Below are 12,596 nucleotides of genomic sequence, written 5' to 3'. Positions count from 1 at the left end.
ACGAGGAGTGTACGGCACGGTTGACACTATCGAGGACCAGCGCGCACATTATCCAGGATCGGAGATCGCATATGCCGACGATTCTGGACTCTGCAGCCGCCGCTTCCGACGAGATACCCGAAGTCCGGCGGATCGGCACCGGCGACCTGAACTGGGCGCTGCGCGAGGGATGGAAGGATTTCCTCGCAAAACGCGGCGACCTCATCGTGATCGGCCTGGTATATCCGATCATCTGCCTCATCGCGGCGGTGGTGACCCTCAACGATCCGCTGCTGCCGCTGTTCTTTCCGCTCGTCGCCGGATTGTCGATCGCCGGGCCCGCCGCGGCCTCGGGCTTCTACGAGCTGGCGCGGCGCCGCGAGGAAAAGCGCGATTCGAGCTGGTGGCATTTCCTCGACCCGCTCAATGGCCGCAGCCGGGTCCCGCTCGCCATGCTGACCGCCGGGCTGGCGGCCTTGTTCATCGGCTGGCTGGTGGTCGCCTATGCAATCTATGCGGTGACGTTCGGCGCCGAAGCGCCGATGCAAGTCGGTGATCTGCTCGGCCGACTGTTCACGACCCGCGAAGGCTGGGAACTGATCATCCTCGGCAATCTCGCCGGGCTGGCCTTCGCGATCGTCACGCTGGTCTTTGCGTTGGTATCCTTCCCGATGGTCGTCGACAAACCGGTCGATGCAGGGGTGGCAGTGCGCACCTCGCTGGCCGCCGTCCGAAAGAATCCGGCTGTGGTGTTCGGCTGGGGGCTGCGCGTCGCGGCCCTGCTGCTGCTCGGTACGATCCCGTTTGCGGTCGGTCTGGCGGTGGTGCTGCCGTGGCTGGGCTATTCCACCTGGCACCTTTACACGAAGCTCGTCGTCCGCTGATGCTGGGGGCTCGGGGGGGCGATAGCGAACCACGCTTGCACATCGTCCTCGCGAAGCCGCGAGGTTTTTGCGCCGGGGTGGTGCGCGCAATCGACATCGTCGAGCGCGCGCTCGAGCGCGAGCAGGGCCCGGTCTATGTCCGCCACGAAATCGTCCACAATCGCCATGTCGTCGACAAGCTGCGACGCAAGGGCGCGGTGTTCGTCGACGATCTTTCCGAAGTACCCGCCGGCGCCCTGACGATCTTCAGCGCGCACGGCGTCCCCCGCGCGGTGGAGCAGGATGCCGTCCGACGCGGCCTGCCGGTAATCGACGCGACCTGCCCGCTGGTGACCAAGGTCCATATCCAGGGCCGCCGCTACGCCAGATCGGGGCGCACGCTGATCCTGATCGGCCATGCCGGCCATGCCGAAGTCGAAGGCACGATGGGTCAGATCGATGCGCCGATCCACTTGATCTCCACCCCCGCCGCGGTTGCGGCGCTGCCGATCCCCCGCGACGCCCCGATCGCCTATGTCACCCAGACCACGCTCAGCGTCGACGATACCCGCGCGATCATCGATGCGCTGACCGCGCGCTTCAGCGACGTGATAGGCCCCGAGACGTCGGACATCTGCTACGCCACGCAAAACCGCCAGAGCGCGGTGCGCGATCTCGCCCGGATCAGCGACCTGCTGATCGTCGTCGGCGCCGCCAACAGCTCGAACTCGAACCGGCTGCGCGAAATCGGCGCGGAAATGGGCATCCCCAGCCAGCTCGTCGACGATGGCGATGGCGTGGATCCGGACTGGCTTCAGGGCGTCGCGACCGTCGGCATCACCGCCGGCGCGTCCGCCCCGGATGAACTGGTGGACAGCGTGGTCGCGGCCCTGGAACGGCTGCGCCCCCTCGTGGTCTCGCAGCTCGACGGGCTCGACGAGAATATCGAATTCACCCTGCCGAGCGAATTGCGGCACGATCGGCGACGAACCTCCGCCTGAATCGTCGTCGACGGCTCGTCTCACATCAGAGCGCATGGCCGCGCGCAGTGCCGACAATATCAAAAGATCCGCGCAAATCGGGCGGGATCGTGCCGACGGCTATCGATGCGATATCCCGCTTGTTACCCTTCGGGCCTTCTGGGAGACCCCGATGCGCAGCGACCCGACCCCCACAGCCCGAACCCATCCGTGGGGCCCCATGCTCTTCGGCTTGGCGTCCACGGGACTGGGCCTGATCGGCCTGTTGCGCGGCGAGTTCACGATGGTGTGGCATCCGGTGCCGGACGTCGTGCGCAGCCAGGTCTGGCTCGCTTACGCCGGCGCGTCGCTGTTCACCCTCGCCGGCATCGCGCTCCAACGCCGGCAGTCCGTGCCCGCCGCGGCAACGATTCTCTTCGCGCTCTATTTGCTCTTCGCCTTGTCCTGGCTCCGGCGAGTTGCAGCCTTTCCGTCGCTCATCGGCACCTGGCTCGGCTTCTGCGAGCAGCTTGCCCTCGCCCTCGGCGCCGTCGCGGCGATGCTGATCGCGGGCAAGAAAGCGCCAGGGGCGGTCGCGGCCTGCCGCATCGCCTTCGGTCTGTGCGAGCTCGTCTTCGGCCTGGCCCATTTCCTGAGCCTCGCCGAGACGGTCTCGATGACCCCGGCCTGGCTTCCGCCCGGCCCAGGCTTCTGGGCAATGGCCACGGGCGCACTCCATTTCGGTGCGGGCGTGGCCTTGATCGTCGGCTTCAGGGCCGAAGCGGCTGCGCGCCTTCTAGCGGCGATGTTCTTGTCGTTCGGGGCCTTCGTATGGGCGCCCCGGGTCTTCGCCGATCCCTCGGCGGCAATCGGCTGGAGCGGTAGCGCGATCAATCTCGCAATGGCCGGCGCGGTATGGGCGCTCGCCGATCTATTGGCATCGCACCGGCCCGCCCCCGTGCATGCCAGGGCCGGATGAACCACTGCACCGGCTCAAGCGACGGCGAGCAATCGCCCGTTGCGCTCGGGGGCCATGTCGGCCACCAGATAGGCGGAATCGAATTCGCCCACGCGCGCAAGGCCATCCCAGTCGTGGATGTCCACATGCCCCCCGCGGATCGTCATCAGACTCTTCAGCGTCTTGAGCGACCGATTGACATGCACTGGCGTGAGCGCCGCCGCATCGCCGAGCTGTTCCTGGGTCACCGGAAAGGCATATTCGGTCAGCACCTCGCGATCATTGCCGCAACGGATCGCCATCTCGCAAAAGATGTGCGCGAGCCGGGTCCTGGCGTCGCGCCGGCCGACATTCACGATCCACTGCATCAACACGGCGGCGTCGAACATGCAGTCGCGCCAGAATGCTTCGGCGATGGCGGGATAGCGCGCCGCCACCCCACGGATCGCCGCGTGCGGAATGCGCAGGATCGTGGTGTCGCAAAGCGCGCTCAACCCGCCAATGCCAACGGGTCGAACCGCCGAGTGGAGATCGACGATATCACCCGGCAGATGGAAAGCGGTGATTTGCCGCGCGCCGCTCGGACCTTCGCCGAAGCGACCGACGATGCCCGAGGCGATCAGGCTGGCATAGGAAGTCTCTTCGTTGATATAGGCGAAATCATGCTTCCGGGCGACGTGGATCACGTGGGTCGGCAGCGTGAGAATGGCCTGTCGCTCCTCCTCGCTCAGGACCGACCGCGCCGTGAGGCGCTCGGCGAAAAGTTGCAGTTCTGTGGTGTCTGGGCGAGGCATACGAAGCTCCCGATCTGCAAGCGGGAGCTTATTAGCACTCTCAGTCATCGACGCCTGCGGGCGTATGTCAACAATGAAGCTTGTTTAACACAGATCAGTCGAAGCGCCTAATCGCAGGCAATCGCCTTCGTGCGCCCTTGTGTGCCGCCTGCTGATCCGGCGATCATTTCCAGGCAGCTAGTCCGTATCCGACCGCGGAACCGAGCGCCGCCGGCGGCATTTTTGCTGGATGCCCAATTATCGTTTCCACGTCCTGAACGACATCGATGCCCCGGCCGAAGAGAGCGAACAGCACGCAAACCTCGCGGTCGCGCACCTCAAGGCGATCGAATATGCGCGCGACCTCGCCTCGGCCGCGGTGCGGCTGGGCAAGCTGGACCTGAAGCATCGCATCGACATCGAGGACGAGGAAGGCAAGGTCCTGATGTCGGTCACCTTCGGCGACTCGATCGAGGTTTCCCGCTGACGCGTCCGGATCGTCAGCGCAGCCTGACCTCAACGCGCTTCGCACCCGTCGGGATCGTCAGGCCCTTGGCCTCGAAGCGCGCGGGCTTGCCGTCGATCCGCGCCGCGCCCGGGCTGCCCGATAACGGCCAGGGGAGGAGGTAGCCGCCCGCAGGTCGAGCCGAACCGCCCAGCGTCACGAGCAGCCGCGTCGCGTCTGTCCTCATGCCGAAATCCAGCGTGCCGACCGAGGTGCGCAACCCGCGGATCGCAGCGCCCTCCCCCGCCAGCATTTCGGGCGACAATCCGGCGCCGAGCACGATCCTGTCGTCTTTCTCGTAAGCGAACAGATCGAGCGCCGAGCGAATATAGTCCGAGGCCACCCAGGCATGCGGCATATCGCCGATGAAGCGGATCTCGCGCGGATCGCGGCCGACCACTTCGGCCCAGCCGTTCCAGGCCTGTGGCCGTCGATCGCGTAAGAAGAATTCCAGCGCCTCGTTCGCCCGCTTCCGCCAGCCGAGCCGAACGAAGGCCGAGACCGTGCGCAGTTCATAAGGCGTATAATCCGCCCAGGCGATCTTCCCGTCGCGCCGTGCGACGAAGTTAGCCCAATAGCGCTCGAACGTCCGGCGCAATTGCTGCGGATCGAGCCGGTCTGCCTCGCCCGCGGGGTCGAACGCCATCGTGGTGGAGGTGGCGTCGAGATCGCCCAGGCTCGTGGCGCCCGGGATATAGTCGATCTTCCAGTGCACCGCCGCCGCGCGGATCGCCGCGTGCAGATCGGTCTGGAATTCGTCGCGCTGCGCGGCGATCGCCTTGGCCTCGGGCTTGCCGAGGACGGTCGCCGCAAAAGCCGCATCCTTGTAGCCGCGCAGCGCCCAGAAATCGTCCCACAGGCTGTATTGGGGCTTGGCCGAATAGCCCTCATGGCTGATCGACGGCGGCATCAGGCCATAGAGCATGCGTCGCTCGGGAATCTGGTTCGCCGGCGTCCGCTCGGATTGGCGCAGCCCTTCCATATAGCGTTGCGCCGCCAGCAGCTTGGGCCATCCCGCCTCGAGCCGGCTCCTGTCGCCGGTGAAGCGATAGAGCTGGGTCAGCAGGTGGATATATTGGCCATGGCTGTCATTCTCGGGCACCGGATCGGCGCCGCGGAAATCGACGCAGCAGGGCACCTTGCCATTTTCGAACAGATAGTTGGAATACCAGTCGGCATAGTCGATCGCGGGCTGATCGATCCCCAGCCGCAACAGCCCGTCGGAAATCATGGCGCCATCGCGGATCCAGCTGCGATTATAGGAGCGCGTGCCCGGCTTCAGCATCGGCCCGGCGCGGCTCATCAGCATCTGCGCGGTCGCGCTGCGCACCGTATCGCCGATATGGCCAAACGCCGCGGGCAGGCGGATGTCCACCTCCCCCAATCTCGCACGCCAGTAGGAAACGGCCGCACCATGGAGCGCGCTATGGGCACTGCCATCATAGGCGGCTGGTAGCGGCTCGCCTTTGGCGCCGATCAGCAGCGGAAGCGTGAAGCTCTCCCCCGGCTTGAGCACGACGTCATAGCGCAACGCTGCGGACGCCATGCGTTGCGGATCCTCGATCGAGGTAGCGTCCAAAGGAGCCCGATCGATCGCATCGCCCGAGTCGAACGTGCCGAAGGCCGCCCGCCCCGGCGCACGCCCCAGCCGCAGCCGGCGCACCACGTCCGCATCGCCGTCGATCGCGCCGGGCGCGGTTACGGTCACCGCAGTGCCCTGCGTGACGATTCTGCCGATCGGGCTGACCCCGCCCTGCTGGCTCAGAAACTGCGCCGCGGGGTTCACCTGATAGGGGCGCAGCGCCAGCATCAGCGTCAGCCGCCGTTCGGTAGCGCCCTCGTTGGTCAGCCGATACTGCGCTGCCAGCCGCCCGGCCTGCGACACCGGATCCGCGACCAGCGCACTGTCGAGCGTCCAGCCGGGGCCTGCCCATTCGACATGCGGCAAGGGCAGATAGCCATCCTCCAGGCTGTGCCGCGCCGTCACGTCCGCCCAGGAGAAGCGCCTGCCGCCTTCGATCACGAAGGGCTCGATCGAGAAGCCGCCCTTGCCCACCTCGATCGCGCCATCCTCGTTGATCAGCCCGCTATCGAGCGCGCCGTCGGCGCCCGCCAGCGTCCAATAGCTTTGCTCGACGAAGCCGCGCGGATAGGCGCCGCGCGGCGCTGTCTTGGCAGCCGTGAGGGTGAAGGCATTGAGGTTGGCGCCCCATTCCACCGGCTTGAGGGTCACTTCGGCGAGCGACGCGGCGTCCTCGGGCACGATCCGCAGCGCCCGGACCTCGGTAGCGGGCAGCGGCAGCGGATCCTCGCCGCCATTGCCGTTCTGGACCGTCCGCAGCGTGCGCCAGCGCTTCCGATCGTCGCTGCCTTCGATGCGATAGGCACGCGGCGCGGAGCCTTGCGCCCAGTGCAGCACCAGCCCTCCAAGCTCGCGCGGACCGCCGAAGTCGATCACCAGCGGACGGCGGCTGGTCAGCGGAGCGCTGGTGGCGACCGCGCCGTCCATCGCCCGCGAGTCCGAAAGGGCGGGCGCGGCAGGTGCCGGCGGGTTCGCCGGGAGCGGCTCCAGTTCCAGCTCGTCGATCTCGACATGCCCGGCCCCGCCGTCGCGGCCGCGCACCACGACCAGTTCCAGCGACGCGGTTCGGCGCAAGACCTTGTCGGTCTTCGGCCCCCAGGCGAAGCTCAGGTCGCGCCGCCGCACGCGCACCGTCTGCCACGCGGCGCCCGGGCGGAAGTTGACGATCTGATACCACCAGACATTCTCGCCCGAGGCATCGACGAACTTCAACTGCAGATCATTGACCCCGCCGGTCCCCCGAACGCGGAAACGCAGTTCGTAATTCTCTGGAAAGATAACGGGCAAGACTTTGCGTGCGAAGGCATATCCCGACACCCGCCCGAAATCGTAGCTGAGCCGCAGCGCCTTGCCCTGCTGGCCCGGGACCGAGGCGATGCGCGAACTCACCCCGTCGGATGCCTGCGCGCTCCAGCCCTCGATCGTGTCGAACCGCTCGATCGCCTGCGGCGCCGCGGCGGCGGCGAGCAGCAGCGCGCCGAGCATCACGCCAGCCAACCTCCGCCGAACCCTGCGCGCAGCAGCCCGTCACGGATCGGTGCGGACTTGCGCATATACCTCCAGACGAAATCATCCTGATGGTTGGCGATCATCGCCAGGATCGGACCCTGGTCGATTCCCAGATATTCGTCGTCGAACCAGCCGAGTTCGGGATCGACCGCACCCTTCTCGACTGGAAGCCCCGCCCCCGCCAGCGTCGGATTGAAGCTGTCGAGAAAGCCGTATTTCCCATAGAGCTTGCGTCCATAGCGCGCATGCATCGCCGTGGCGCAGGGCAATACGATCTCGGGCGCGAAGGCGATCGAGGCGAGCGCCGCGGTCGGCGCCAGCGTGCCGTCGTCGAATTCGTCGGGCAGCCCGAGCGGGCCGCGCGCCGAGTAAGTGCGGAACTGGCGCGGCTGACCGTCGATCCTGTGGGTGCCGCCCAGCGGGCCGTCGCAGGCGGTCAGGCCCCAGATATCGGCCGAATAGCCTTTCCACCCCATCGGGTTGCGGATGGCATAGTCGCGCTGGGCATAAGTCGCGCGGCGGCTATTTTCGAAATAGTCCATGCCCGCATCGCGCATCATGGCGTCGCGGATGCCGCGGAAGTCGATCCAGCTGTGGCTATACTGGTGTCCGAAATGGGGGGCGAACGCCAGGTGGCGGCTGCCGCCCTCCCCGCGCCAGCTGTTCGGATAGGTCGCGGTCCAGGCGGTCCATGCCTCGGGCCCGAGTCGCCGCGCCGGATCGGGCGCGCCGAGCCCGAGCAGATAGACCAGCATCGCCTCGTTATAGCCCTTCCAGTCGGACGGGATGAACCCGCTCTCGGGATGCCAGCCCATGCAGACAAAAGGCGCGCGCGCCTGCATCCAGCGCCAGTCGACTCGCGCATGGATCTTGCCGGCCAGGTCGCGGATCTCGCGCTCTGCGGGCGACGCGCCGGTGAAGTAGCTCGCGGCGAACAGGATGCCACCGAGCAACAGGCTGGTGTCCACCGACGACAGCTCGGTCCGCCCGAAGCGGTGCCCGGTCTCCATGTCGAGGAAATGGTAGAAGAAGCCCTTATGCCCGCTGACGCCGGTGGCGGCGGGTCCCTGCGGCGCGTTCCAGAAGAATCGCAGCGTCGTCAGCGTCCGCTCGAGCGCCTGCTCGCGGCTCACCCAGCCACGCTCGACGCCGATCGGATAGGCGGTCAGCGCGAAGCCGACCGCGGCGATGCTGGCGAAGGGGCGACTCGGCCAGCGATCGGGCACTAGGCCGTTGCGGGGGTTGGTGGTGTCCCAGAAGAATCGGAAGGTTCGTTCGGCCGTCTCGTCGATCAGCGTGCTCTGCGACGACGCGGTGCGGACACCGGTCGCGGGCGTACAGGCGCCGGCCGCGCCCCCCGCCACCAGGATGGAGCTGCGGGCGAGTAGCGAACGGCGGGTAATCAAGTTCAATCTCCAAAAAGGGGGCGGGGCCGACAAAGGGGAAGCGGCCCCGCCCAGGGAGGGTTCGATTAGAAGCGGTATCCGAGTCGGAACTGGATGCGCCGCGGGAGCGTGAGAAGGTTCCGGCCGATCACCTCGGAGTCGAGCGTATCGGTAACGCCGCCTGTCTCCGGATTGATCGCGTTGTTGAAGAAATCGTCGAAGCCTTCGAAATTCTTGTTGTTGAAGGCGTTGAGAAGATCGACCGCGACCTGGACGCGATCGCCGCCGAACACTTCGAAATTCTTCGCCAGCGTGACGTTGACTTCGCAGAAGGCAAGCAGCCCCTCGATGCAATTCTTGGGAGTGTATCGCGCCGAGAAGTCGTTGAAGCCCGAGGTCGCGCCGTTGGTCCCGTCGGTGACGCGGAATGCCTGGCCGCTGCCCAGCGTCGTCAGCGTCGAGAATTGGAAGCCGAGCGGCAAGTCGACTATGCCCGAGACGACGACGCGATGCCGTTCGTCGCCATTGCGCGGACGCCAGCCATAATCGTCCGGAGTCACCGCATCGAGGCTGAACAGATCGCCGCCATTCTGCTCGCCCTTCGAGAGGGTGTAGGCGATGTTCAGTCCCCACCCCGAGCTTTCGGTATAATTCTTGTCGAGCGTGACGAACAGCGCCTTGTAGCGCGTGTCGAGCCCGTCGAAGCCGATCAGCGCGTTGGCATAGCCCAGCGGCACCAGCGTCGCGGTATTGCAGCACCCGCCCAGACCATTGTTGTTCCGCGTCGCGAACAGGTTGGTATAGCCGTTGCGGCCGCGCTGATAGGAGCCCGTCACCGAGGCCTGGAAGACCCCGAAGGTCTGGCGGACGCCCAGGCTGACCTGGTCGTTGACCGGCGGCCTGGCGTCGTTCTTCACCGCGAACAGTTCCGGCAGGCCCGCGCTCTGCGAACTTGCGCGGAGCGCCAGCAGGCCGTCGCGCGTCAGATAGGCATTGTTCCACGCGATCGTCGGCAGGCCGTCGCGGGGCGCGCCATTTGCTGAGAAGCGGAATACGCCCACCGGATTGATCGCTCGCGAGAGCTCGTCGACCGTATTGCTGAAATTGTTGCGGTCGTAATAGCGGCCGAACCCGCCGAATATCACCGTCGAACGATTGCCGCTCAGATCCCAGGAAAAGCCGACCCGCAGGGCGATCGCCCCGGTGAAAGGCTTGCGGTTGCTGCCGTCGGAAATGTAGTTTTCGGGGTTGAAATAGCTGGTGGTCGGCAACGACCGCAGCGCCGCAGCCGCGGCGACCGGCGTGCGATATTCGTTGTTGAAACCGTTGGTCTCATAATCCCAGCGCACGCCCAGGTTGAGTTGCAGCCGCGGCGTGATGTCCCAATCGTCCTGCGCATAGAGGCCGATCTGCGTGTTGGACGCCTGGATCAGCCCGCTGCCGAGGCCCAGCCGCGCCTCCGCCGGGAAGGCGAAGTTGAGGTTGTTCTGCGGCTCGCGGCGATAGGTGAAGCGCGGCTGGATATAGGATTGGTTGTCGAACTCGATATCGGTGATCTCGACCCGCGCGCCCACCTTGAAGGCATGGCCGTCGAGCCCGGTGTAGGTGAAGTCGTTGCGCAGCGTGTGGCCCTTCTGACGCTCGCTCCGAGTCGAATCCTTGCCGCCGAAGATGATCACCGAATCATAATCATAGGTCGGCAGATCCGGGTTCAGCGATACCGGGTTGAACAGATAGTCCAGATAGCTGGCGTTGAATTCATTGGTAAAATTATCGCCGCTATAGGTCCATTTGAAGAGATAGGTGTCGACCCGGTTGATCTTGTTTTCGGCATTCTCATAGGAAGTATTGCCGCCGAAGTTCTGGATGTCGGTCTCCTCGCGCCGGCTGAACGAGAGATCGAAGATCTGCCGGTCGTCGGGGGTGAGGGTCAGCTTCCCGAAGTAGAAGTCGCCGCGGAACGGGCTGACGAACGCGCCCTCGAAATCGGCCAGGCGGCGACCCGAAAATCGCTCGAACTCGGTAACTGCCTCCGCGGAGCCGGTGCTGTCGACGTTGAAGGCGCGGTTCTGATCATTGCCTTCATAGGCGGCGAAGAAGAACAGGCGATCCTTGACGATCGGGCCACCCAGCGAGATGCCATATTGCTTGCGTTCGAATGCCGGCTCTGGCCGGTTCTCGCGCTTGTCGAAATAGCCCTTCTGGCTCAGTTTCTTGTCGGTATATTGGCCGAATATCTCGCCGTGAAATTCGTTGGTGCCCGATTTGGTGATCGCGGTGATGATCGCCGAGCCGGCCTGTTCATACTCGGCCTTGTAATTCTGGGTGAGGACGCGGAATTCCTGCACCGCGAGCTGACCGAAGGGATTGCCGCGGCTGTTCTGCTGGCCGGCGACGCCGCCCTCGCGCAGCTTGTTTTTCAGGCTCACGCCGTCGATGAACACATTGACCTGGCTCGCGGTCGCGGCGCCCGACTGGATGCCCCTGTTACTCTCGCTGTCATTGTAGCGCACGCCCGGCGCGAGCGCTGCGAACGACAGGAAGTTGCGATCGGTCTGCGGCAGCGTGCGGAGTTGCTCCTGGCTCACGTTGGTCGCGACTTCGCTGGTCCGCGTCTCGCGCAATCGCGATCCGGTGACGACGATGTCGGGTCCGCCCGCGGTGCCGCCGGCGACGACCGTCGCCTCGCCGCCGATCGACAGATCGAGCGATGCCGATTGCGCAACCCCGATCTGAATCGTCTGGCTGTCAGACACGGCGTCGAGCGTTGCGGTCACTTCATATTCGCCCGCGCGCAGGCCCGCCAACGTGTAGCTGCCGTCCGCCTGGGTGGTAGCCCGGCTGGTCTGGTTGGTGGCGGTGCTTCGCGCCGTGATCGCAGCGCCCGCCGCCGGGGTACCGTCGCCATTGGTCACCTGGCCACGAAGTTGCGACGTCGTCACCTGCGCCGCGACCGGCGCGGGCAACAGGACTGCGCCCGCGCTCAGCATCGTCGCTGCGGCGAGATAGGCGCGGAATGCCTTCCCCTTGCTGTTCATTTTCCCTGTTCCTTCTTTTTTGGTATCAAGCGGTGGTGGTGCGGACCACGATTTCGGGCGCATGTAGTTCGGTGGCCGGGGGGCCACTTCGACCGCCGAGCCGATCGGTCAGCCGAGTGACGGCTAGTGCGCCGATCTCTGCGATACGCACGCGCATCGTGGTTAGTTGCAGATAGTGGGCGACGGGGATGTCATCGAAGCCCGCCACGGCGATCTGGCCGGGCACCGAAATGCCCGCCTCGCGCAGCGCCATCAGGCAGCCGATCGCCATCATGTCGTTGGCGGCGAAGATCGCGTCGACCCGCTTTCCGCCCGCGATCAGCGCTCGCGCCGCCGCAGCGCCCGCTTCCTCGGTAAAGTCGCCGGGCAGCACCAGCGGATTGTCGATGCCGCCATGCCGTCGCATCGAGAGTCGGAATCCGGCCAGTCGCTCCTCGGCGTCCAGATTGCCCGCCGGGCCGGCCACATGCGCGATCGAGCGCCGCCCGCTGGCCAGCAAGTGCCGCACCATCGTGTCCGCACCGCCGACATTGTCCACCAGCAGCGTCGCGGTACCGCGATCGGCCCTGCAATTGACCAGCACGGCGGGGACGTTTTGCGGCATGTTGCGCATCAAGGCGGTCACATCCAGATGCGGCGCCATCATCACCAGCCCGTCGACCCGGCCGCGCATCGCGCGCAGCGCATGCACCGCGTCGTCCAGATCGGCATGCATGTTGGAGAGCAGAAGGTGAAAGCCGCGCGTGCTGGCTTCCTTGTCCATGCCGCGCACGATCTCCGAAAAGAATTCGCCGTGCAGATCGGGAAGAACCACGCCGATCGCATGCGCACGCGCCATGCTCAGGCTGCGCGCGCCGGCATGCGGAACATAGCCCAGCTTCTCGGCCGCCGCCTTCACGCGGGCACGCGTATCGGGATGAACGTTGTCGGCGCCGTTGAGCGCGCGCGAAACCGACGCGACGGAAACCTCCGCCTCGCGCGCAACATCTCGAATAGTGGCTTGCGCCATCCCGATCGTCTCCCTGCCCCGCGCATGTTCCTGCGG

General features: G+C 65.9%; 9 protein-coding genes. 4 read left to right on the top strand and 5 right to left on the bottom strand.

The annotated features are described in order from the left end of the window. The first annotated feature begins 71 nt into the window (after positions 1 to 71). The 3 genes from OKW87_RS01915 to OKW87_RS01905 all read left to right on the top strand — a co-directional run bounded on the left by OKW87_RS01915 (position 72) and on the right by OKW87_RS01905 (position 2,780). Positions 72 to 863 (top strand): DUF2189 domain-containing protein, encoded by a 792-nt coding sequence (locus OKW87_RS01915; RefSeq protein ID WP_265541864.1) that lies wholly within the window; start codon positions 72 to 74, stop codon positions 861 to 863. Further along, entirely contained in the window at positions 863 to 1,843 is a 981-nt protein-coding gene (gene ispH, locus OKW87_RS01910) for a 4-hydroxy-3-methylbut-2-enyl diphosphate reductase (protein WP_265541862.1), read from the top strand. Before OKW87_RS01915 ends, ispH begins: the two co-directional genes overlap by 1 nt. 199 nt (positions 1,844 to 2,042) lie before the next feature. Next, positions 2,043 to 2,780: a DoxX family membrane protein gene (locus OKW87_RS01905; RefSeq protein ID WP_265541861.1), complete on the top strand. Its 738-nt coding sequence runs from the start codon at positions 2,043 to 2,045 to the stop codon at positions 2,778 to 2,780. 14 nt (positions 2,781 to 2,794) lie between these two features. On the opposite strand, the gene OKW87_RS01900 is transcribed toward OKW87_RS01905, so the two are convergent. Beyond that, on the bottom strand, positions 2,795 to 3,553 hold the full coding sequence (locus OKW87_RS01900) for a Crp/Fnr family transcriptional regulator (protein WP_265541860.1): 759 nt from the start codon (positions 3,551 to 3,553) through the stop codon (positions 2,795 to 2,797). A 229-nt stretch (positions 3,554 to 3,782) separates the two neighbouring features. Here OKW87_RS01900 and OKW87_RS01895 point away from each other — a divergent pair, with 229 nt between their 5' ends. Then, positions 3,783 to 4,019, top strand: a complete 237-nt coding sequence (locus tag OKW87_RS01895; RefSeq protein ID WP_265541858.1) for a DUF6894 family protein — start codon at positions 3,783 to 3,785, stop codon at positions 4,017 to 4,019. Positions 4,020 to 4,032: 13 nt separating this feature from the next. On the opposite strand, the gene OKW87_RS01890 is transcribed toward OKW87_RS01895, so the two are convergent. The 4 genes from OKW87_RS01890 to OKW87_RS01875 all read right to left on the bottom strand — a co-directional run bounded on the left by OKW87_RS01890 (position 4,033) and on the right by OKW87_RS01875 (position 12,560). Then, positions 4,033 to 7,104: a discoidin domain-containing protein gene (locus OKW87_RS01890; protein WP_265543945.1), complete on the bottom strand. Its 3,072-nt coding sequence runs from the start codon at positions 7,102 to 7,104 to the stop codon at positions 4,033 to 4,035. Then, entirely contained in the window at positions 7,104 to 8,534 is a 1,431-nt protein-coding gene (locus OKW87_RS01885; RefSeq protein WP_265541856.1) for a glucoamylase family protein, read from the bottom strand. Before OKW87_RS01885 ends, OKW87_RS01890 begins: the two co-directional genes overlap by 1 nt. Before the next feature lie 65 nt (positions 8,535 to 8,599). Beyond that, positions 8,600 to 11,551 carry a TonB-dependent receptor gene (locus tag OKW87_RS01880; RefSeq protein WP_265541854.1) on the bottom strand — a complete coding sequence of 984 codons (2,952 nt, stop codon included), beginning with the start codon at positions 11,549 to 11,551 and terminating at the stop codon, positions 8,600 to 8,602. A gap of 25 nt (positions 11,552 to 11,576) precedes the next feature. Beyond that, entirely contained in the window at positions 11,577 to 12,560 is a 984-nt protein-coding gene (locus tag OKW87_RS01875) for a LacI family DNA-binding transcriptional regulator (protein ID WP_265541853.1), read from the bottom strand. Positions 12,561 to 12,596 lie beyond the last annotated feature (36 nt).

The organism is Sphingomonas sp. M1-B02 (assembly GCF_026167525.1).
Taxonomy (GTDB): Bacteria; Pseudomonadota; Alphaproteobacteria; order Sphingomonadales; family Sphingomonadaceae; genus Sphingomonas.
Note: the sequence above shows the minus strand (reverse complement) of the source record. Positions and strands in the feature narration are given on the sequence as shown.